Raw genomic sequence first — 23,518 nt, 5'->3', positions numbered from 1 at the left:
TCCAGAGACCCTCGCCGCTTAACCTTCAAAAACGTACCGCGCGATGGCAGTTCGTACACCACTTCGCTGGACGTGACGCGGCCAGCCTTTCGCTGGCGCGGCCCAACTCACGCACTTCGCGTTTCAGTTGAACGCCCGCCTGGTCCAAACGGAGGGAAGCTCCTCGGCCTCCAGGTGGTGGCGGACCAGCAAGGCTGTATCGCCGGGCCGTGGTGCCCTACCAGCATCAGGCCTACCACCGCTCGTCTTTGCGGCGGAGCGCAGCTCTCACCCCTGGAACAGGCCTCCGGCTTACGGTAGGGTTGTGGCCCTAGTTCACAGGTGTCTCGGGAGTAACTCGACCGAACGCACGGCGATCGAGTGGCAGGCTCCACCGGCCAGGTGATCGCACCTGCGGGCTTGAAAAGGATCGTCCGAAAAGCATCAGGAATCCCTAGTCGTGACCCAAAACCAGCACGAATATCAACTGATGAGTTACGGAAAGTAGTCGATATCTGATGGGTAACAATCCACTCGCTAGTCGATCCAAGCGAAGCGGACAAGGGGTGGCGACAGACGTCGACGCCACAAGAGAAGCGGCATTTGTGCAGTTGGTGGCAGGGCGATCTCTTCTCGTCCTGTCCTAGTGGCACAATTCTCCCATTGTGACGATTCAAAGCTAGCCAACTTCCCGTATGGCCGTCAAGGTGCCCAGATCTTGAACACCTCTCATATTCAGTGCCATGTCCAATTATCGACTGCTTTATGTGGCGATGTGCTCTATAGGTGAGATTGGCCATAATTCCGGGGGGAGGTATCTCTATGTACCGTTACCGGAGCAAGTGCTATATCGTGACTGTCTTCCGTCCACAGCTTTCCGAGTGCTTTGAGGGTTGCGATACTCGTACAGGTGGACAGACGATCAGAGGGGCTTACTGTGCGCGGACTAAGTGGGAAGTTGCATCTGGGTAATCTGGTGGTCCTGCCCAACCGACTTGGCATAGGGCGCGTCGGCCAGATCGACAGCACACAAGTCAGGGTCGACTACTTTGATTCTGCTGGCACACCGGTGTGTGAGTCTCTGTGGGTGGACCGTAAGGCATGTAAGCCGGTGGTGCTCGAACGAGAAACTCGGATCTTTTGGCAAGATCCCGAAGAAGGGTACTGGCGCGCAGGGCGCGTTGTTGGCCATGACGGTGACCGCTACTATGTGCGGCCTCCCAACACGGATAGTGACATAATTGTTCCAGAGCGAGACGTTCGTGTGCGATGGGATCGGCCAGCGAAGGACCCTGTCGACACGTTGCTGGCGGGAGCGAACGAGACTCCATATTTCCGTGACGCCCGATTGCCTCTATTGGAGAGTCTGATCACCCAGCGCGGAGCCTGCGCCGGCGCGACCGCTCTACTGTCCTCTGCAGTGGAGATCCATCCCCACCAGGTCAAGGCCGCACTGACCGTACTATCGGATCCGGTGCAACGGTATCTCCTTGCTGACGAGGTCGGACTTGGCAAGACCATCGAAGCCGGCTTCGTCATCCGGCAAACGTTGCTGGATGATCCAGGTAGCCGGGTCGTGATCATTGCCCCAGACGCATTGCGGCGGCAGTGGAACCAGGAGTTGATCACCAAGTTTCACATCGACGACTTCCCAGGTGCAGTGATCAAAATCTCTGCGCATGAGAATCCGGCGGGTTGGAAGGACTACCACGGATTCGATCTAGTCGTCATCGACGAAGCGGACCAACTTGTCGAGGTTGCAGATCCCAAGGACTCTCCCTACCGCGAAGTTCAGGCGCTCGCACACTCCTGCCCCAAGCTTCTCCTGCTCTCCGCGACCCCCGCCACTCGTCGGCTGAACACTCACCTGGGATTGCTGCACTTGCTGGACAAAGACCTATACAAGTGGGAGGACAGGGAAGCGTTCCGCGCACGGTTCGAACAGCGCAAGGAACTCGCCAACCACCTGTACGCCCTCACTGCCGAGGAAGGATTTGAGGTCCTGCTGCCCGCGGTGATCGACGACATCTTGGCACTTACACCGGACGATGTCAGGCTCGCAGCACTGGCCGATGAGGTCCGATCATTCCTCACCGTCGACGGAGAGTTGCGTGATGCCGTAGAACGGCCAAGGTTGGCGGCCGCCGTCGATGCGCTTCAGGCTCATATCAGTGAGACGTACCGACTCCACCGCCGAATGATCAGGCACCGGCGAGCCAAGGTGCTCATGAGGAGTGACGACTCCGAGATCGCGCCTTTCGAGGTCAGGGGACGTCGGCGGCCACACTCACTACCGCTGGGCTCTGCCCAGCAGCAAGCAATTGACGAAGCGCTGCTCGACTGGCAAGCAGAGATGTCGACGTGGCTGCTCGATCATCCGGAGGATGGCACATTCACGGATCTCGGGCGTGCGCTTGCTGTCCTGGTCTCCCGGGCAGGTGGCAGCGTCACGGACCTTATCGATGCATTGCGCTGGCGCGTCGAGAGAGACGCTGGTGCCGCTGACCGTGCCTTCCTGAGCCTTGATGAACGCATTGCGCTGGCCACACCAGTTATCCAGCCCATTGAGCGCCGTCTCCTGGATGAGTTGTCGGGCGCCTTCTCTGGTTCCGCCAGCGGACACGTTCACTTGGCCGAGGTCATCGCCCCCGTCGTGGGCAAGGCGCGTCACGCTGTCGTCTTCAGCGGTCCGGGCAGCCTATGCGCGGAGCTGTGCAGTGCACTGATCGATAGAGGAGCCGACCCGCACGTGCTCGAACACTCTCGCCGAGTGGGCCGGGAGATGTCCGAGCAGGCGGTACGGTTCTGGAGGGAAAAGGGCGGCATCCTTATAGTGGACTCCACAGGAGAAGCAGGATTGAACCTGCAGGAGGCTGACGCGGTAATCCACTGTCGGCTGCCTGCATCGCCCAATCGGCTGGAACAGGTGATCGGTAGAGTCGATCGTTACAGCCAAGACCCCGGAAAACCTGCTCGACAGTACGTCATCGTGGGGACCAATAGCGATCTGGGGTTTTGTAGCGCCTGGCTCACACTCCTAGACCAGGGCTTCGACATCTTCAGGGAGTCTGTCTCAGCACTACAGGATGCCATCGATGGGGCACTGCCCTGGGTATGGCAGTCGGCAGCCGAAAACGGCCCGGAAGGACTGCTCACCATTCGTGAGAAGGTCGTCGACCTCCTGAAGCAGGAGCGCAAGGAGGTTGACGCCATGGACATGCTGGAGTCTATCCATGACTCCCCGGCCGACCTGCGTGACATCGCGGCTGCGATCAACACGTTCGAATCGCAGGAGTGGCGTGACTTTGAAGCGGCTCTGGTCGGCTACGCAGGGTCAAGTCCGGGCGGGCTCAGGTTCGTGGTGCGTCGGAGGGGGTCGGACTACCACCCTGTGGTGGAGTTCGAGCTAGGCGGGAAGCCCCCGTTGATGCCTCCACGAATGTTCACCCTTGCCGGACACCGCATCCAGCCCACGCAAATGCAAGGTCTGTTCAGCCGCACCGCGATGCTGCGTCGGCCAGGAACGCGCCTATTCCGCATCGGTCAACCCTTTGTCGACCTGCTCGCGCAGGTTGTCACCATCGATGACCGCGGGCAGGCAGCCGTCTTGTTTCGGCCGGCCCGACTACGGTCGCCCGAACCACAGGTCTACGTTCGTTTTGACTACCTCGTCGAAGCCGATCTCACGGCGGTCCTCAGCATGACCGGTGGACAGGGAGACGTCGAGCTAGCCCTGAGGCGCCAGGCCGACAGGATCCTCGCTCCCTTCCTCCGCCACGTTTGGCTGGCGGCCAATGGCAGAGCGGTCACAACCCCTTTGCTCCTGGAGCTACTCGAAAGGCCGTATGACCCCCACCGGGGTGACGTGAACCTAAACGTCAACCGGATTGGACCGCTATATGACCTTTATGGCGGACGGGCACAGTTTGCCCTGGACCTGCAGGTCCTTCAGCAGCGATCCCGGGATGAGTTGGTCAGAGTCACTGACCTCGCCGAGGTCTGCCGCAAAGCGCAGCACCAGGCCATGCGAGCCCTCGCGAGCGCTCGAGCACAAGCCGAGGCGAGGCGGGCCGCCGGCCGCCTGGTCAACGACACTGAGAGTCGACTTATGGAAGTCGAAGTCACCGAAGCCCTCGTAACGGGCCTGTCCACCCCACAAATCTCTCCCGTCTCGGTGACCGTTCTCATGGTGGGCATGTGCAAGGAGATCAGTGATGGCTCCGGATGACTGGGCTTGTGCCCAGAGTTTGCTCAGAGCGGCTTCGGCGGAAGAACTCGCCGCGATCCCCGCGGCGGGGACATGCCTGCGCCTGAAGAATACGTTGCAGGGGTTGCGAACCGGCGATGCGGGATGGCGCGACCTGGCCGCTCTGGTTCGGCAGATCCTCCTCGAGACGGAGGCAGCTCGCGGTGTGCAGCCATCACTAGTCGTGCCCACTGCCGAGGGGATGCCCACTAGCGACCAGTGGAGCGAACTGCGCTGCGTCGCCGTTCCAAGCCACAATGGCTTCTCCGTCTCTGCGGCCATCTGGCATCCGCCCATCGGGCCTGACGAAAGACCAGAGTTCGCCCGCGCTGATTTACGGCAGGTCTATCAAAAGGCGCGGCCCGGTACACGCGAACATCGCCAGGCAGATCCCTTCTGGATCACTGCGCTCGGTCATGAGTTCTACGTCTCACCCGGCCAACGGCAGGCCGCTCGGGCTGTGGCGCTCGCCCCGCCCGGAAGCACCACGATCATCTCCCTGCCAACGGGCCAGGGCAAAACAGATGTGGTGCTGGCCTCAATCATCATGGCGTCGGCCGCGAGCCGGACGGTTTCCGTGGTGGTGGTGCCGACGGTGGTGTTGGCGCTCGATATGGAGCGCCGCACTAGAAGACTTGTTGAAGAAGCAAGGATCAAGCTGCCGCCGAGTGGCCGCTTCGCCTACACCGGCAGTCTTTCAGAGGACACCAAACAGGAGATCCGCCGAGGAATCAGAGAAGGAACGCAGAAGTTAGTCTTCACTTCCCCTGAGGCCTTGGTCACGGGGCTGAGCGTAGCCGTTATGGACGCCGCTGTGAATGGCTACCTTCGTTATCTGGTCATCGACGAGGCACATCTGGTCGAGCAGTGGGGCTCGGAGTTTCGTCCAGAGTTCCAAGCCATGGCAGCACACCGCATGGCTTGGATTAACAAGGCTCCGCACGGCAAGCAGCCGATCACCATCGCAATGAGCGCGACGCTGACCGAACGTCAGATTCGTACGATTTGCGATCTTTTCGGTGCAGGGCAGGAGGATACCGCGCTGATATGGGCATCGGCCTTGCGAAAGGAACCCAGCTACTACGTCCATCGATTGCCCACAGAGGAGGAGCGGACCGAAGAGGTACTACGCGCGGTCAGCCTGCTACCCAGGCCTTTAGCGCTGTACACCACCCTTGTGGATGACGCGCACAAGTGGGTTCGATTGCTTCGCCAGGCCGGTATCCGCCGAGTGGCCGAAGTGACTGGCAACTCGAGCGAGGAGCAGCGCCAGGCGGTCGTCGCCGGCTGGCGCAACGACGACACTGCCGGTTCTCAATACGACATTGTGGTTGGAACGTCTGCCTTTGGACTCGGCGTGGACCTGCCGGACGTCCGGAGCGTGGTGCACGCCTGCCTGCCCGAAACCATCGATCGTTACTACCAGGAGGTCGGCAGAGGCGGTCGGGCAGGTCATGCCTCCATCGCTCACCTAGTGCTCGCCCCGAAAGACTTCGAGCTCGCCGAGCGAATGAACACGCAAACCATCATCGGAGTGGATAAGGGGTGGGACCGCTGGCAGCACATGTACCGCAACGCTCAAATCCGTCCTGATGGCACTGCCACAATCGATGTCGACCTCTACCCCCCGCATCTGATGGAAAGCAGCAAGCAGGGACGGCAGTGGAACGTGCGGACGCTCAACCTGATGAAGTTGGCCAAGCTCATCACAATTCAGGCAGTAGAGCCTCCGCAGCGGGAGAAACACGAACCCGACGCGGACTGGGAGCTACGCATGGAGCGCTTTCTTAGTTCTGCGGCCGCTCGCCTGGACGTTTCAATAGTGGATGGTGGAACGAACGACTTTGCCAAGTGGTCCTCCGCGATCACTGCACAGCGCGGTGACATCATTGCTGCCCAAAAGCAGGCCCTTGCGGATATGCATGGAGTCTTGAGTCCGGTTCGTTGTGTAGGAGAAACACTGGCTCAGGCATATCGCACCCGCTGGAATGGTGGCCGACTCGGCACGGTGGTGAACTGCCGAGGATGCCCACATTGCAGGAAGGCACAGAACACTCCGCGTCGCGGCTTGATGCGCGGCGGCTACGATCCCAACCCTGCGATCCCCTCATGGCCGGCGAGGCCCGACCCGCTCGCCCGCCTGCGTGGGAATTCCGGTGGACTACGCATACAGTGGAATGGAGATCAAGAACGCCGAGATTTGTTGCCGGAGCTGCTGGCGAACCTGGTCCGGCGTGGCATGCCCGTGGTCGCCGGTCCTGGGGCCGACCGTGAATTGCTGAGGCAGGTCCAGGAGGACGTCTATCCGACTCCGTTAATCTTGGACGACGACGAGGACTTGATAACCTACTCCGACCTTCCTGTGGTGTGGGTGGCTAAGGATTTTGGAGCGATCAGTAGTGTAATCTCTCACCGAGTAGGCAGCGGCGAGATCACCTATGTTCTACGCCCTGCCCCCTCGCACAAGGAAGTGCCCTTTGAAGACCACCGACTGTGGAGCGGTCGGGCAGCCGTCTCCGTCCGCGTTGCCCTGGGAGAATTCTGATGACACTGATAAATACAAGTGCGTCGATCCCCAATGCCATGTGGGCGACCGTACGAATGTTCACCACGCCATCCACTCGATATCAAATAGATGACTTGCTGCTGCTGCTCAGCCCTCCATCAGTGCATAAACAGGAAGAGGATGCCAGGGAAAAGTCCCCTGCCCGGCGCGCGGTCGACACACTGCAAGAATTGGGAATCTTGGAGAAATCCGGCGATGAGATCAAACTATCTGTAGAACATCAGGAGTTGGCGGGAGCCACCCTGCGCACCTTTTTGGATAGGCTGCGCATGGCATGTCTGGCGACCAAGCACAACGATGGCCTCCTAGGCGAGAGCGACCGGGGTGCACTCGACCTGACCAGAGCCTTGGCCTGGTTCCTGACGCAGGACCCGATGGGTCGGCCGCTTGGATGGGCCGAGGTGCAAGTGTTGCAGTCATCCGTGGATTGGCCATCGGGACTCGTGTTCTCGAACGACACACGGTGGGTCCGATTTACCCATTGGGCCCCAGCTCTGGGATTCTCCGCTCAGTCGACACTATTCGGCAACGACGTGGCGCGCACACTTATCCCAGACTGCACCGCAGCGGTCCGGGCGACGTGCGAACGCCTTTGGCCGACGGGTGCGCGGCTACAAGCCGAAGACTTCGTCGCTCACTTGGCCGCGGAACTTCCGGTATTGCCCGAAGGAGAGTACGCCAGACAGTTGGGCCTATCGGCGAGCGATCCAAGAAGGCTGTCACCAGTCTTGTCGTTCGCCCTGCTTAGCGGGCGCGATGAAGGCTGGATCAGTTTGATCCGGCGTCAGGATTCCCAGCGCGACGTAGTGCTCGTCGACGCAGATCGAATAGACCGCGCCCAGCGTGTCACCGATATCGAAGTTCACGGGAGCAACGGTGAGTGAGTTCGCAGGACACCTCTGCTGGGACAAAGTAGAGGCGGGAAACGTCATCAGCACCGAGGCGGTGAGCCCATCGCGCGCGGTGTTCTTCGCCACTCACGCACCCCTGCGGATCAGTCGCCGGGCGTCCGACAACGTCGACCAGGAGTACGGCGGCGAGGTGGTTGGAGAAGAGGACGTACGCCGGGACTTCCTAGGAAGGACGATGGCCAATGGCGTTCTCCTGATGCCCGTCGTCGGCGGATCTGGGAGTGGCAAGTCGCACCTGGTGCGCTGGGTAAAGGAATGTACCGAAAGCACTCCGCAACGTCACGTCATTTATTTGGAAAAGGCCCGAACAAGCCTCAAATCAATTGTGGACGCCCTTCTTGCCGAGGTAGAAGGGTCTCAGTTCGATCAACTCCGGTCAGACGTACTGCGTATGGGCGCGGAGATCACTCTCGCCGGGCTCAAACAGCGTCTGCTGAACTACCTACAGGAGGCACTTACCGAGGCGGAAGCCCGTAGTGGCCCGGAACGGTTGCTTGTCGGCCCTGGGAAGCTCGAACTAATCCTGCTCGACCCCGTCTTGCGTGAACACATGCTCCAGGAAGGCCGGCTTATACCTAGATTGGCCGAGCATCTGTGGGCGGACCGCGGCGCAGGAAACCCTGAACGGCAACTCTCGTTCACCGAAGACGACCTGCCGTTAAATCTGCTCAATATCGACGACGCTGCCGTCGCCACAAAGCGCTTGTGCACCCTGATCCAGACAAGGCCGGATCTTCAGAAGGCTGCCCTGGATCTACTGAACCGGCATCTGGATGTCGCGGTGATGAACGCCACAAATATGGGTGTGGGCCGCCTCCAGAACGCCATGATCGACATACGCAAGGAGTTCGCCCGACGTCGGCAGGAGATAGTCCTGCTCATCGAAGACTTCGCATTGATTCAGGGGATTCAGCGTGACCTGCTGGAATCAATCATCGAGGTGGGGGTGCGTGACGGCAGCGAAGTCCTCGCTCCTATCAGGACACTTCTCGCGATCACGCCAGGTCCTTATCGAGACCTTGTGGACACGGTGACCACCCGTATCAAGGCTACTACACCCTATGCCTACTACCTTGAGCAGCAATTCGATGGTGGTCCCGACGCTATCGCAGACGCCGCCTCGTTCGTGGGCAGGTATCTCAACGCCGCACGTGTCGGGGTGCAAGGTCTCGAAGGAAGGGCGGACCCAACCAACGCAGTCCCCAACAGATGTGACGACTGCCGTTTCAGAGAGCAGTGTCACGCGGGCTTTGGGGTCTCGCGAGAGGGTCACGGTCTTTACCCGTTCAATGAAAAGGCTCTCGAGAGGTTGATCCGCAGCAGGGCGCGACTCGACTCCAGTGGCAACCTGCTCTTCAACCCCCGGTCAGTGGTGGGCGAGGTTGTCCGAAACGTGCTTGTTGAGCATGCGGATGCAATTCGCTCGGGGGCATTTCCGGAACCCCGCTTCCGGGAGGAGTATCCCGCCGGAGCGAATGGAAAACGCATGCTGGCAGCGGTACGCGAGGAGTTGACCGAACTCGACCCCACGGATGCGGACCGTCGGATCACCTTCGTGGAATTCTGGGGTGGAGCGCCTGACAGACCAGTCAACCTTCACCCCAGCCTGCACGACGCCTTCAGAATCAGACGACTTGAGGATCTGGAAACTACTGACCAAACGAGCCCTCGGCGGAAGCAACAGGACAAACGTCCGGACCCTGACAGGACTCAGGACCCCGCGCCTCGCCCGGATGAAAAAATGCCCGCTTCGTTGGTGAAGTTTATGAACGATATCGAGCGGTGGGCGAACGGCGGAGCGGAACTCTCCCAGGGCACTGCACGTGAGCTACGGTCCGTTATTTCACAGGCAGTGGTTCGGCGAGCCCAGTGGTTGGATCCATTGGCGCCTGAACCGTCTAGCGAGCTGATGAAGAAGGTCTGGCCGAACAGATCTACGATCGTATCCATCGAAGGCGCCGTCGGAGAGGCCCTAAACGTCTCAAATGCTGCGATACGTTTCACGCGCAGCGACAGAAATGCGGTCTTCTTCCAGGGGATTCTCAAAGCCCGAGCCGGGATCATCGAGGGCAACGTAGCCCACATCCGTCGACTCAACGAGATAGCCGAAACGAATCGGAAGCGACTCCAGGACGCTATATGCGCGGCGAGGGAAGCGAATGAAAATCATCTTGCCACAGCCGTCAGGGTAGCGTTGTTCGGTGCTGCGCTAGCAGGCCGAGCGCTTCCAGGAATGTCCCTCACCGGACTGCTCAATGCGTCACTCGACCCTGGCCATGGGTGGGTGCGCCACGATCAAGACATACGCACCACTGCCTGGCGCAACGCTTGGGACCAGCACAGGAGGGGACGTCCGCAACTCGTCGCCGGCATCCGCGAAGCCATTGGGGTCGCGCAAGGTCGCGGTGCAGTGACGATGCTGGACACAGCGCGCATCCTGCCCTACTTGCATGACGCCGCTGACTCTTGGGCCTGGGATGTTCAGGAGGACGACGTGCCTGAGTGGGCTAAGACTGCCGCCAAAGGACTCGCCGACTGGAACCTCCTACTAGAGGAACAAGCAGCTGCGCTGCATGAGTTGCTACAAGGTATCCGAGCACTGCTCCCGAAGGGAGCGCGCGGACGCGAGACTGTCGAATCGGTGAAGGCCGCACTGGAGTCCGCGGTGAAGGTGGGGATCAAGGTACCAGATGACCTTCGGTCCGTCCGAGAGATGAACGAGCGTGCCCTCAACTGCGAGTGGTCTGTGGTTCACCGTCTGGAACAAGACCTGGATCGCCTAAATCAGACCTCAGTTGATGACCAGACCCGGCAGCGAAAACTAGTCGTCGCCGCGGCAACCGATAGAAGCGAGCACCTCCAGTTCTCGATGGATTTCCTGTCCGACAGCCACACATGGCTCAGCGCCAGCCTCGAGGAGGCGCGAATGAGAGAAAGCAACAGCGGCGAGGGCGCCCTCCGAGAACTTGATCGGTTGCTGGAACGCTGGGCTACTGCAGCAGGAGTGGATATGCCATGAGCCCGACCACCACCGTTGCTGAACTGGCAGATGCACTACGCCGTGAAGCAGTTCGACTAGACGAGGGAAAAGAGGCCGAAAGCGAGGCCGAACGCATCACCAAGAAGACTGAACTTTTGAAACCAGCGCTCGGGAAGCTTGAGAGAGCGGTCGACGCTGCACGTCAGCTGCACCGACTGGCAGGGACCCCAAATCTCATCGACCTCAGCGTGGCCGCCGACGGACTCGCCAATTTCGCCGCCCACGTCCGACGCGGCCGCCCAGTGGATCAGGCTTTCACTGCCGCCCGAAACAAGATTGAAGGCGCTGCGTCTGCCATTCTACGAGGAGTTGAATCTGCCTGGACGGAGTTCACTCAGGGCCGTCTGAGCGAATTACCTCTTCGCAGGATCGCTCTACTCCCTGCTGCCGAGCGCAGGAGCCAACGCCACCGTCTGGACGATCTACGCAAGTTGGCGCAGATGAAGCAGCCGACAAGCTCGGATATGCAAATATTCAACCAAACATTCACCATCCTTCGCGAAGCTCTCGAGCAACTGCCAGACCCTGAACCCGCGTTGGACGTTCTCTTCCGAAAATTCGAATCTGCCCGGGTGACGCTTGCGAGCCTGACAGATGAGGAAATTGCGCTACTCAGACGAGCTCAGGTGGACGATCAATTTGAAGTACTCAGGAGGGACATTTGACTGGTCAGGCGCCGACTAAGGACATCATCCCCGTCATACTTGACGCCCTGGAAGATCTGGAACTTCCGCTGCTTTCCTGGGGCGTCACCTCAGTGGAACTTTCCGACCAAGAAGTACGCGACACCATTGAACGTCATGCTCAGGGACAGATAGATACGCAGAAGGCGCTGAGTATCCTCGTCACTCGAGGATTGCTGCTGAAGATTCCAGGGAGTTCGCCGCCCACGTACCGGACCAGGCTTGCCGAAACGGTTCGCTTGGCTGCAGGGCTGCGCCAACTCTTCGCACCCAAAGATCTGGCGAACCCGCCCGCCAGGTGGTGGAGTCAAGGCAAGAAGCTGGTCGCTGATTACCGCTTGCTCGTCTCGCCGCGACGCTATCCGAAGCGAAATATCCCACCGGATAAGGTTCTGTCGGAGCTAGGTACGCTTCGCAGGTGGGGGAGCCTACAGTCGGCAGTGGCAAATGCTCAAATTCAAGGTCGCCCGCTGTCGCGTTTCCAGGTTGCCGCGACTCGTGCGATCTTCGAGGCTGCCGGCGACGACCGGAGCCGAGGCATTATCGTGGGTGCCGGGACCGGTAGCGGTAAGACCATGGCCTTCTACTTACCGGCCTTCTGTCTTATGGCGGAACAGGCCAGGCGCGGCAATGATCGCGGGGTCCAGACGCTGGCCTTATACCCGCGCACTGAGTTGCTGCGGGACCAGATGAAGGACGCTGTCGCTGTCGCCCTCCAGGTCAACAAGGTGCTCAAAAAGGGCGGTCTCCGGACTCTTCGCATCGGTGCCTTGTACGGAGACGTCCCACAAGATCACAACTTCAAGCACTTGAAGCACATGGCCAAAGCGTGGCGCCCAGGGCCGAACGGGTCCACGATCTGTCCTTACCTACCGTGTCCTGAGTGCGGTGCGGACCTGGTCTGGCCCGAGGCGGAGCGGCGGAAGGAGATTGAGCTACTGGCTTGTATCAAATGTCCGGTCAAACTCGATAAATCTGTGATCGCGCTTACGAGGAAGTCTCTGCAAGAGAGCCCCCCAGACCTCCTCTTTACCACCACCGAGATGCTCCATCGCAACGCCACCGATCGAGCGATGGGAACGCTTCTTGGATGGTACGGTCGTAAGCCGCCTCGCCTCGTATTGTTTGATGAAGTTCATACGTACAGTGGTACACACGGTGCGCAGGTCGCGTTAATGGTTCGCCGGTGGAGGCATCGGACAGGTTCACAAGCGACATTCGTAGGATTAAGCGCTACGCTGCGTGACGCCGGGCGCTTCTTTTCGCAACTTACTGGGCTTGAGGAGAGCACAGTCGATTACATCGAGCCGCAATTCGACGAGATGGAGGCTGAAGGACGCGAGTACGCAATCGCCTTGAGGGGCGATCCTGTATCCGGAGCGGATCTGCTTTCGACCTCTATACAGACCGCTATGTTGTTTGGGCGAGTCATGGATGTGCCCGGCAACGAATACCTTTATGGATCCAAGGGATTTCTTTTCACCGATGCCCTGGATGTGGCCAATCGCTTCTATGACAACCTAAGGGACGCCGAGGGCGGTCAATACCGTGCAGGGCGGTACCGTCGCCAGACGAAACCAGTCCTTGCTGCTCTTCGATCCTCAAGCGCGCCACAGGCAGACGAGCGTTTTCGCGATGCTCAGGCATGGCATCTGGTAGAGCGCATCGGCCGATCACTGCCGCCGGAAGCGGACGACGGTTGGTTGACAGTGACGCGTACCTCCTCACAGGACTCAGGCGTGAATCCGAACGCGGATCTCATCGTTGCCACAGCGTCCCTGGAGGTCGGCTTCAACGACCCGACTGTCGGATTCATTCTCCAGCACAAATCTCCTCACGACCCCGCTGCTTTCATCCAGCGCCGCGGTCGTGCAGGACGAGACCGGAGAACCCGCCCCTGGTCGGTGGTCACACTTTCCGATTACGGACGGGATCGACTGGCCTACCAGGCGTATGATTCGCTGTTCAACCCCGAGTTGCAGGCCCGTAGCCTCGCCATCGGGAACCGTTTCATCCTCAAGATGCAAGCTACGCACGCCCTTCTCGACTGGCTCGGTGAGCAGCTGGCCACCGAGGGCTCCAATGCCGACCCGCGTAAACTGCTGACCGCTCCACGGGAGCGCCCGCGCAATCTCCCGGTGAACGAGAAGAAATTGCTGGATATCCTCCAGAAAGTGCTCAGAGATCCTCAGTATCGAGATGGTCTTGCCAGCCACCTGCAAGATGCGTTGAGCATCGATGAGGAGGAGGTACGCGCAGTCCTGTGGGATCAGCCGCGATCCTTAATGCTGGCCGTGATCCCTACGGCTATTCGCAGGCTGCTATCCAATTGGACGCCGCTCATCCGCGATCCTGGCGCTAAGCCGGGTGACATGCTTCCTGAATTCGTAACGCGGACTCTGTTCCAGCAGTTGAACGTACCGGAAGTAGTCATGAAGCTCCCGTTCGAGTGGGACGAGGACGAGGAGACCCTCACGATCGAGCAAGCACTGCGGGAGGCTGTGCCGGGCAAAGTAAGTCGCCGATACGGTTACCGTCGAGACAGCGATCGCACCTGGCTGCCTATTCCCCAGACAGGGGACACGCTGGACGTTGCCACCATAGCCCCGGAGTATGCGAGCCTAGGCCAGTGGCAGATAGACGGCGGGACTCCGGTCGATGTCGTCCAGCCGTTCTCGTTACAGCTCGACAAGCCCTCCCCTGAGGTGAGGGATTCCGCGCAGGGGTTCCCTATCTGGGCTAGCCAGTTCCTGCCGGCCGAGTCACTCGACGAGGCCGATGTGCCCGCGTGGTGGCAAAGCAAGGTCGTTGGCATGGCGTTCGCCACGCACGCTAATGGTGCCCCGTTGGAGGCCCGGCGCATGACCACGGGAGCACAGGTCGAAACGTCGTTCAAAAACGGCAAGACGCAGAATCGTCGGGTGCGTTACGTACTTGACGGCAACCCTGCCGCCTTAGGGTTCTCGCTCGCAGTAGACGCTGTACGGTTCGACCTTGCCCCACTGGACCTCGATAATCCCGAAGTATGCCGCTACTTGAGCAGTCCATCCTGGCGTAGCCTAGCCTTTACCACTAGCCTCGCGGAAGACACCGAACTGGACGGCATTGTCAATACTTTTCAGCGTGGATGGCTAAGCCTTGTATATCTGGCGGCGTTCGCGCTTCGCGGACTAGACGGCAGTGCGACGGGCAGGCAGATCCACGCTTCTTTGGCGAACGGCGCCTGGAGCGGCGATCTTGATGAAGTCCTAAAGGTGCTCTATCGAGAGCCCGAAATCAACGGCACAAGTGTGGCCCCGGAGCGCTTGGTTTCCGCATTGACCGAACTGGGTCACAACCCCAAGGTCAGAGAACGCCTCGACAAACACGGCGAGTTGCTTGTCGAACCTGACATTCGCGACCGCACCAGCACCCTGGCCCACCGGGTGTATCACGAGACCATGGCGGCAGCACTTCTGGCGGCGACCCAAAGGGCCTGCCCGGATGCTCACGACCGAGACCTGATCGCCGATGTGCTAGCTACCGACAATGATTGCGCCACGGTGTGGCTCAGCGAGACTTCAATGGGCGGGCTGGGGGTGATCGAGCAGTTGGCCCGATACTACAGCGCCGACCCACGCCGCTTCTGGGGCTTGGTCTCGAACGCACTCACTCCGACCGACTACGAGTACGTGGATGCAACAGTGACCGCGCTGTTGGTGGAAGTCACCGAACATCCCGCAGGTGCCGCGGCCTCGGCGGTCCAAGATATTCGTCGCGCTTCAGCGTCACACGAAACCCAAAGGGCACTCAGTGAACTCCGTGCAGCGTGGTCGAAGCTGACGGGTCCGCCGCGGCATGCCGCGGTCGCTGCTCTTTCCACACGGCTACTTCGGCCTGGTTCCACATCAGCAACAGATCACACTGCGCTTGGTCTCATCAAAGCCTGGACCGCTCTGGAGGATCGCCTGGGTTTCGAGATCGACGCCAGGGTTTTGGCCTTCGCGGTCGGTTCGAAGAGGCTTCAGGTGCCGGGTGCCCAGCAAACGCTCTCCAGCGACCAGGCCTTCAGCCTCCTTTGGCCGAGGGGGGCCCAAGCGCGCCGCCAAAAGCTCGATCATTATCAACCGTACTCCGGTTCGCCTGTCCTTGACCGGCTACTCGCTGTCGCTGCGCTCGACGAACGGCATCCCGAGATCTCCGTTATGGAGGAGGAGTGGCAGGAGCGGTACCGAGAGGGGATCACCTCGTCTCAGGTAGTGTACCTGGTTACTCCAGCCGAGAACGGCAAAGAGTTGGCGGCCGCTATCCGACGTACATTGGCGTTCCAAATCGACGTCGGTACCTTGCCGGCATTCGGCACACTACGTAGTTTCATTAACGATGGGCAGCAGGTGCGCGCGCGCATAGAACTCGAGCAGATCGGTGACGAGGCTACCGGACCCTTCGAACGGATGTTGCACGTTGCGGCAGGTAGTACGGAAGCCATCGACGCACTGCTCCGAGGAGTGATCTGTGCAGAACTGATCTCACCCAGCGATCAAGTGCTTCTAGAGTGCCCCGCCCTCGACGACATGCTGGTTCTCGACAATCAAAGTGGCAACTTCGACGACGTCTTCCCCGATGCCAACCCTCAGGTTCTCACCCTGACAGAGGCGCTCGCTATGGCGACCGGCAGGGGGACACAAGTCGCGATCATCACTCGGCCCGGTGAGCGCAGCGACGCGTTTCTTGAACGTGTATACCGATACGCCGACGCAAGTCGCCTCAAGGTCCATAAAAGGGATGATGTATACGGAACAACGTTCTGTGGCGACGAATGGGTGCTGACCGGACCGTTGAATGCGGTGGTTCGCGATGCAGGAACCGACCGAGGGCCAACCTCTTATCGGGTGGATGCTGCAGCGTCAAGCCACACTCTCATCAGTAAAAGGAAAGAGATCGAAGACGCATGAACGAGTCCCCCCTCGGGCGTAACTGGTCTCCGCTCGAACTCGCCTTTCTCCAAAAGTTCTTCGGCCCAGGCAACGTGATCGGTCACGGTGTCGATACCCCGTCTGACGAGAATCTAGGTCCTCTGCTAGAGGAGCTGCGCACTCCTCGTGCGAACCGACTCCCGGTGGTTCTGCCACGGCGAGTTCCTGGCGACGAAAACCTGATCAGTTATGTGATCACTTGGACTCCAGCACAAGCGCGTCAGGTCAGTGAAGTGATCACAGCTTTCGTCGGGTACAGCGTCAGTCACTTCAATGGTAAACCCACTCGTCTGGACTCCTCCGACCCGCCCGAGCAGGCCATTTTGCAACTGGCGGGCCCCAATCTCACATTCAAGATTCAAAGCGGACAAAACTCGGCGGCTGCCTCGCGGGCTTGGAACCTGCTGATGCTCATGCTGACTACGATGCGTCAGCGTCCACGAGCAAGCTTGTCCTTCCACCACCGCTCGGTTGCACGCCTCCTGGAGGACTTTGATCTCTCACTTGCCGCAGGCGACATCACCAGTGCCGGACGCTGCCTAAACCACATCACTCTCTCCGGCGGCCTGACGGATGCCAACCTCACTCGACTCCGTGCGCGACTCCTCGTGCAGCAGGGACGAGACGACGATCTCCTCAATCTGGCAGGGCTACGAAGAGTAGTGGCCGATGGAGCGCCGGAATGGCTGAGGGACGCTCTGCTTGCATCAATGTACAGGTCGGCAGATCCTCACCCTCACTTGGATGCCGGTGATCTGGAAGAGGCATGGGCCGGAATCTGTGACCACTCACGAAACCTGCCGTTGGCTAATCTCCTGGCTGGAGCACCTGAGACTCTGGGTGCCGAAGCCTTGTCCGTGTGGACTCTCAACGCGATTCTCAAAGAAGATCGAACATCCCTACGCCAACTGATCAGCAACCGAGAGCTTGTCAGCCGGTTGTCTTCGAGCTCTCCCAGCCTGGTCGAGTTGGTCCAGAGTCTACCTTCGATCAAGGACGATGTTCCGGAGCAACCTGCTGAAGGGCATACGGCTGCGCCGGCTTCGATCGACAATTGGTTGAACCTCATGCGCCTGGTGGCAGATGGCGATCAGGAAGCCGAAAGCACATTGCGTGACAGGGACACCTGGTCAACCTGGGATCCACCTGTCGTTCACGACAGCGAGATCGCCGACTTCTTGCTTGGTCTCGATAATGTCCGAGCCGACAAGATCTGGTGCGTGGTCGGTCCCTTTGTCGAGGCCGACGATTATCGTGAACCGGCCTGGCGGAGTGCTCGTGAGTTCCTCCGCAATGCGCTCATCAACGACCGGTTCACTCCCGCCGACCTCGCTGGCATCGTAGCCCTCACCGAAATAATGCTGCGGGGGGCCCCGGACGTTGAGGACTACAGCGCTCTGCTGAACGACCTCGGGGCGGAGGCTCAACGCTGGGTCAGCCCAGATAGGGCCACGGTCGCACTCGACCTCGCCGATCTACTCGCGCGGTCTGCAAGTCCGGATCCGGAGGCGCGTCTTCGACTCGCCATCGCGCTACTGCAACCCCTCTCAGCGCACCAGAAGCGCTTGAAGCCAGAAGAACGTTCCTTTGCCCGACGACTATCCACTGAACTGCGGACAGATCTTTCTTGGCCGGAGGACCCGGCCGATGCCGCAGGTCCACATGTGGACCTGCGTGCGCTGACGATGCTGCTTTACTCGCTCGATGAGGCTGTCCTAAATAGGACGGAGGACGCGCTTAAGCCTATGGCCCCCAACGTGAAAGTGGTCAAGAGCGCGAATCGCGTAAATAGTGACCAGTTACGTCAGCATGCCCATAACGCAGATATCATCGTGCTGGCCACTCGCTGTGCCAAACATGCTGCCACTGGCGCAATTCGGGAAAACGCTGGCAATGACAAGGTCATAATGACTGCGGACGGTTCTGGGTCCGCGTCACTGCTGCGAGCGGCAGTGGAAGCACTGCAACGATGCGCTAAAGGCCGTCACTAAGCCTAAAGAGTGATGTCGTCATAATCACGCGGACGCTGATGAGAAGGCATTTCAGTGGGCACCTCGCCCGTAGCAGACCGCCGCAGCCGCCTAGATGCGCTGGGCCAGAGCGGGCTCGCCGACATCGTCGCCCGAGGGCGCCAACTCAGTGCCTGTTCTCAATGCCGAACTCCACCATGACGAACTCGCCCATGAGTTGGAGCCTTCGTGACCGGAGGACGTACAAGAGCCAATGGATGGTCGTACGTCGCCTTACGTTCGCTTTCCCGGCGGCGTCTTCTTGACCTTCTTCTTCGACGGCAGGACAGGCGGCGCGCTGATCGGTCCGATGGCCTTTCGCGCCAACTCCGTCCACTGCGGCACGTCCACGCCGTCGAAGTCAGAGGTGAGGATGAGTGCGCCCTGTGGACCGCCGCCCTTTTCATGGAGGAGCACCCCGCCTTGTTCGTACCAGCGCGCTTTCCGCTCCCAGGATTCCCGGTAGGTAGGGCTTTCGATCATGCCCAGGTGTTCCCAGTAGAGCGTTCGCCCGGGGAGTTGAATGGTGAAGTCAGGGCGGTATGTCTTCCCATTCAGAGTCAGCGGCGCCTCATAACGCCAGTAGCCGGGGACCAGTTCGTCGAGGATCTCGGCGATGATCACCTCATTCTTGCTGCGGACAAGGGTGCCATTTCCCGTGAGGTGGATGAGCCTGGAGTCCAGCGTGCCTGCTGGGGACCCGTCCGGGAAGAAGACGGGCTTCGGGGCCGGCAGGAAGAATAGGTCGGTCAGCCGACGGGCCGTTTCCGAACTCGTCGAGACGGTGAGATCCAGCAGTTCGTCGATCGAGCGCTCGTGCAGGAGGATTACTTGGTCCTGCTGCCTGGTGAGTGCGGTGTAGAGCATCTCTCTGGACAGCCTTCGGGCCGAACCGGGAAGCATGACGAAGACTTTCTTGAACTCCGAGCCCTGTGACTTGTGGATCGTGATCGCCCAAGCCAACTCAAGTGTAGGGTCATCTTCATCGTCCCCTCGATAGCTGTAGGTCGTGCCGAGCTGGGAAGAGAATTCGATATGGGTCCATCTGGGTTTCCCGCCAGGCTTGGTGATCTGGCCGACGACCACGCCGATCTCACCGTTGGCCACATAATCCAGGCCGCTACCCTTCGGGTAGCCGGCGCGGTTGCCGTTCCGGTTGTTCAGCACCTTGTCGCCTAGCACGATCTGTTCGGCCCCGATGGGTCTGGGGGTGGTGCGCTGCCAGTCAGGTTTGGTCGAGGCCTGAAGCGCCTGCTGCCGGTGCGCTCGTTTCAAATGCCGGTTGATCTCCACTGTTCCCCAGCCGTGACCGCGGGTAGGAGAGAGGATCTGCCACTCTTCGCACCGTGACGCGGCCCCATCCACGCCCCCCGTGCTTTTGGGGAATTGGACCCACTGCCCGGCCACGCGGCCTCCGTAGGAGACTTCGAAGCGGGCGGAGGCATCCGGCCCGTCCACACCGAGTTTGTCGGCCAGTGCCCGGTCCACCACGTTCAGGGGACGGGCGTTGTCCCATGAGAGGGCCGCCAGTCGATCCATCGGCACACCGGTACGGAGCCGTTCCCAGACCTCTTCGAACCCCTGAGGAACCTCGTCCCCGGAGAACCAGGCCGCAAGCATCAGATCATCGCGAATCTGTCCCTTCTGGCGGCGTAGCTCGGTCAACTCCGCATAACCAGGCGCGACCCGAGGAAACCGGGGGACGTCGGCATTGGCGACGAGGCGTTGTATCAGATCGACGAACGGGCGGCCTGCCCCAATCGGTGGAAGCTGGCGGGGGTCTCCGACCAGGACCAGGCGATCGGGGAGTACAAGTGCGTCAAGCAGAGCGCCGAACTGTTCTTCAGTGAGCATGGAGGACTCATCGACCACCACCGTGCCGTAGAACGGCGCCTTACGCGCCGTACCACCACGGATGCGATAGAGGCCGGTCTCTGGATCGTATCGATCATGCTTGGTCAGGAACTGGGCGATGGTTTGGGCTTCCAGCCCCACCTTGTTCTGCAGTTGTACCCGCGCCTTTCCGGTGGGAGCGAGCAGCAGCACCCCCTTGCCATGAACTTCCTGCCGGGTAACCAAAGCCTTCACGAGGGTGGTCTTGCCGGTGCCGGCCCGGCCGTTGAGCACGCTCAACGGCGCCGCGTACAGTTCGGTGAGGGCGGCCTCCTTCTCCTTACGCGCCCGCTGCTCAGTTTCGGCGTCGGAGTCGTTTTCCGCCTGATACGGGCCGAGTACCTGATGAAGTTGGTCGCCCAGTCCTGCCGGAACGGGTAGGCGGGGACGGTCCATGAGGTAGTCAACCGCCTGCCTGATCACGTATGCGGTGGTCTCCAGTCGGGCGAGTTTGAACGCCGGCGTTCCATCCTCGAGTTTGGTGCCGGTCACCGGCGGCCAGGAGGGGGAGTCGGCGTCGAACCGGAGCATGTCAGGGTGGAGGCCGTGCGCTCGCAGGAGTTCTTCGGAGACCGGGCAGGGCTCGGGAAGTCGGCGGGACTCGATTCTCTCGAGGACGGTTGGCAGCGTGACCAAAGTATCGCCATCGGCGGCGGCCTCTTCCAGCACGGCTACCAGCAGTGCCTGCACACGCCGGGGGTCTCCGCCGTCGCTCATGGCGCTTGGCGCATGGAGGGGAAAACGAGTCCGAATGGCGGCCCGCGGGAAACAGCCGCGATCCACCACATCGAAGGGGACGGACGCCTTCCCGTCAATTGTGCAGATTTGCGCGAGATAGGGGTCTTCGAGTAGTTCGTCGTGGTCCAGTTCAATTTCAGTGGTGCGGCGGAAGAGCGCCTCGGCCTGCTCTGTGGTCAGCTGGAAACGCGAGAGAAGTCGCAGAACAGCGATCTGCTCGTCGCTGAACGTGAACCAGGCTTGGCGATGGGAATCCGACAGATGGTTGCTGATGTCCGCGGGGAAGCGGTCTGGGTGGGCCATCGCCTCGGTGAACAGGTCCCATGGATCTGCGTTCTCAGGAGTACGCCGCGCGATGGCCCTCGCGATCATCTTGCTGTGCTTGAACTTCAACGCGCCGAGCACGGCCCCGAGGCCAGGGGCCGGACCGCGCATCCGCCACAACTCGCCAATGCGATCGTCGAGCCACTTCAGGGAAGACTCCGGCACGTCAATCCCGAGTTCTCTGCATCGGAGGGCGGCCTGATACAGCCGCTCCAGCGCGTCGATCGCGGTGTCGTGCGCGATGTGCTCGGTGACGTAGGAGAACTCGCGCCCTCCGGTCGCCGGCGCCCAGGCCAGGGCGTCTGTCACGTCCTCGCCTCGTGCGTCGCGTTCGGCTAGTTCCGCCACCGGCAGCAGGACGCCTCCAGAGCCATCAGGCCGAAGGGAGTGCAGAACCGTCGTCTCCCACATGTGGTTAGGAAACGCGGTCCTGCCCTCCGTCTTCCACGGTCCAGGCAACTGGATGTCCGTGATCCGGGCGGCGCCCACCAGCAAGGGGCCGCCGATCCGGACATCGTCAAAGGGCGAGTGCTTGACGTAGAAGAAGACCAGCGACTGCATCGGACTCACGTCGTCGAAGAATCGCTTGATCACTGCCTGCTGGTTGTCGCCGTGGATCACCCATGTCGGTGTGAACCCCAGCGCATCGTCGACCTTGTCCTCGAGTTCCTCGTCGTAGTCGACGTCGAACTCGCTGAGGACGTCGGCGATGCCCTTGCGGAGCAGCCAGTAGTAGGGAATCGCGTGAGCTCCGTAGGCAGGAACCGTCAAGGGAGTGGGTTGGATCCGTCCTTTCAGCGCCGAGGAGTATCGGTAGGGATGCTCGCTGATCAACTGGTAGGGGACAGGGCTGAGAAAAGTGCCACGCTCACCCACACAGCCAATGCGAGACACGTCCACTTCGCTCAGGGGCTTCCCCGCGTTGGCAACCTCATAGTCGTCCTGCCTGCGCTCCCCCACGTTGCCGAGCAGGATGCAGGACGCGTTTCCCAGCGGGTCTCGGCATACTTGCCCGGACCAGCCGGAGTCATGCCAGGGGACACGAACCGAGAGGTGGACGTTGCTGCTCATCGTGTGCGCACTGCTTTCAGTCCAGAAGGCCTTGGTCCTCAAATTGATCAATCTTAAGGTCTGGTAACAGATTCCCGGGTTCTCGTTACATCTTTGAGATGATCGAAAATCTGCCCTAAATGCTCATTAGTGGGAGTTTTCCGGCGACGGTGACCGAGACTGCGGATGTCGATGGCGCGGAGCGGAGGTGACGCTCTGGGCGAGACTCTTTACCTGATGTGAAGGCGTCATCGTGCTAAGCGACAAGCCAGGGTGAAACGCTCGAAAAAGCGAAACGTCTCTGGATGAATCGCCTGCAACCCCGGGGCAACCGGGTCCGCGGTTCGGTGCTCGTCCGAATTGCGCTGGCCGGCTGCCTGGATCAAGAGGACGCGCTGCCCGCAGCCCAGGTCTTCGACCAACTGGCGCGGATGCCGCTCGCGGCCAGGTCGCCGAAGTCCAGCCCGGCGAAGGAGTCGGCGACGTATCGGCCGGCGGCGGGGTCGCCGTCTGCGGGCGTGTCGGGGAGCTCGAATCGAACCTGTCCTGCGCGGTACTCGGAGTCCCAGACACGGATCTGTTCAGCTACCGACTCCGCCAGGCCCTGACCGGCGGGCCGGTGGCCGATGATGCCGACCTCGTACAGTCACGCCGTGCTTAAGTCGAAGGAGGAAGGCGTTCCAGTCCTCCGAGGTGAAGGAGAGCGTGGCGCCTGAGGGGTTCTTGCTGTCCCGTACAACGACGACTCCAGGGCGGAGGGCCGCCACTTCGACACAATCACCGCCGCTCACGCCGCTGTGGCTGCTCTTGATCCACTTAACGTTGCTCAGGTCCATCTCGCAATGGCCTTCCTGATTCGCTTAAGCGATGCGTGCTGGGGGAGCGCCAGGAGTCGGATGGCATCGAAGCGGCCCGTCAGCGACAGGACCTCCTGGCGTCGGTGATTTCTCCCCTCGCTCCCAGGGCTCCGGCGTAGTCGCAGTTTGAGGCCTGATGTCCGGATCTTGTGAGGCGGCGGCCGGAATACGCGAGCAGGCACGACCTTCGCGATCATGAGGTTGTCGAAGCCTTGATCGTGAGAGAAGACCGTGCCTGCCCCCTCATCATCCCCGATCTGCGCCGTC

10 protein-coding genes are annotated in these 23,518 nt (G+C 60.6%); 7 read left to right on the top strand and 3 right to left on the bottom strand.

Annotated features, from left to right (window positions below; all coding sequences use genetic code 11):
* The first annotated feature begins 889 nt into the window (after positions 1–889).
* Genes dpdE through dpdD form a run of 7 tightly spaced genes read left to right on the top strand, consistent with a single transcriptional unit; the run spans position 890 to position 18,371 of the window.
* Positions 890–4,207, top strand: a complete 3,318-nt coding sequence (gene dpdE, locus AB0K60_RS29625) for a protein DpdE (protein ID WP_364062312.1) — start codon at positions 890–892, stop codon at positions 4,205–4,207.
* Positions 4,194–6,770, top strand: a complete 2,577-nt coding sequence (gene dpdF / locus AB0K60_RS29620) for a protein DpdF (protein ID WP_364062309.1) — start codon at positions 4,194–4,196, stop codon at positions 6,768–6,770. The genes dpdE and dpdF overlap by 14 nt, the downstream gene beginning before the upstream one ends.
* The gene (gene dpdG / locus AB0K60_RS29615) at positions 6,770–7,675 is read left to right on the top strand and encodes a protein DpdG (RefSeq protein ID WP_364062306.1); all 906 of its coding nucleotides are present in this window, start codon (positions 6,770–6,772) and stop codon (positions 7,673–7,675) included. The genes dpdF and dpdG overlap by 1 nt, the downstream gene beginning before the upstream one ends.
* Entirely contained in the window at positions 7,668–10,721 is a 3,054-nt protein-coding gene (gene dpdH / locus AB0K60_RS29610) for a protein DpdH (protein ID WP_364062303.1), read from the top strand. The genes dpdG and dpdH overlap by 8 nt, the downstream gene beginning before the upstream one ends.
* Positions 10,718–11,407, top strand: a complete 690-nt coding sequence (locus tag AB0K60_RS29605; RefSeq protein ID WP_364062300.1) for a hypothetical protein — start codon at positions 10,718–10,720, stop codon at positions 11,405–11,407. The genes dpdH and AB0K60_RS29605 overlap by 4 nt, the downstream gene beginning before the upstream one ends.
* Positions 11,404–16,359: a protein DpdJ gene (dpdJ, locus tag AB0K60_RS29600; protein ID WP_364062297.1), complete on the top strand. Its 4,956-nt coding sequence runs from the start codon at positions 11,404–11,406 to the stop codon at positions 16,357–16,359. The genes AB0K60_RS29605 and dpdJ overlap by 4 nt, the downstream gene beginning before the upstream one ends.
* A complete protein-coding gene (gene dpdD, locus AB0K60_RS29595) occupies positions 16,356–18,371 on the top strand; it encodes a protein DpdD (protein WP_364062294.1) in 2,016 nt (671 codons plus the stop codon). The genes dpdJ and dpdD overlap by 4 nt, the downstream gene beginning before the upstream one ends.
* Before the next feature lie 252 nt (positions 18,372–18,623).
* On the opposite strand, the gene AB0K60_RS29590 is transcribed toward dpdD, so the two are convergent.
* The 3 genes from AB0K60_RS29590 to AB0K60_RS29580 form a co-directional block, all read right to left on the bottom strand.
* Entirely contained in the window at positions 18,624–22,415 is a 3,792-nt protein-coding gene (locus AB0K60_RS29590; RefSeq protein WP_364062291.1) for an AAA family ATPase, read from the bottom strand.
* A gap of 560 nt (positions 22,416–22,975) precedes the next feature.
* A complete protein-coding gene (locus tag AB0K60_RS29585; RefSeq protein ID WP_364062289.1) occupies positions 22,976–23,230 on the bottom strand; it encodes a DUF397 domain-containing protein in 255 nt (84 codons plus the stop codon).
* On the bottom strand, positions 23,221–23,518 hold a 298-nt coding region (locus tag AB0K60_RS29580), incomplete at its 5' end, for a hypothetical protein (protein ID WP_364062286.1). The genes AB0K60_RS29580 and AB0K60_RS29585, both read right to left, overlap by 10 nt.

The sequence above is a fragment of the Thermopolyspora sp. NPDC052614 genome, assembly GCF_040678635.1.
Classification (GTDB): domain Bacteria; phylum Actinomycetota; class Actinomycetes; order Streptosporangiales; family Streptosporangiaceae; genus Thermopolyspora.
This window is presented reverse-complemented; position numbering and strand designations above follow the sequence as displayed.

Excerpts from the sequence above, each read along its gene's own strand:
- AB0K60_RS29605 (WP_364062300.1), top strand. The coding sequence starts at position 10,718 with ATGAGCCCGACCACCACCGTTGCTGAACTGGCAGATGCACTACGCCGT.
- AB0K60_RS29590 (WP_364062291.1), bottom strand. The coding sequence starts at position 22,415 with ATGAGCAGCAACGTCCACCTCTCGGTTCGTGTCCCCTGGCATGACTCC.
- dpdF (WP_364062309.1), top strand. The coding sequence starts at position 4,194 with ATGGCTCCGGATGACTGGGCTTGTGCCCAGAGTTTGCTCAGAGCGGCT.
- dpdG (WP_364062306.1), top strand. The coding sequence starts at position 6,770 with ATGACACTGATAAATACAAGTGCGTCGATCCCCAATGCCATGTGGGCG.
- AB0K60_RS29585 (WP_364062289.1), bottom strand. The coding sequence starts at position 23,230 with ATGGACCTGAGCAACGTTAAGTGGATCAAGAGCAGCCACAGCGGCGTG.
- dpdD (WP_364062294.1), top strand. The coding sequence starts at position 16,356 with ATGAACGAGTCCCCCCTCGGGCGTAACTGGTCTCCGCTCGAACTCGCC.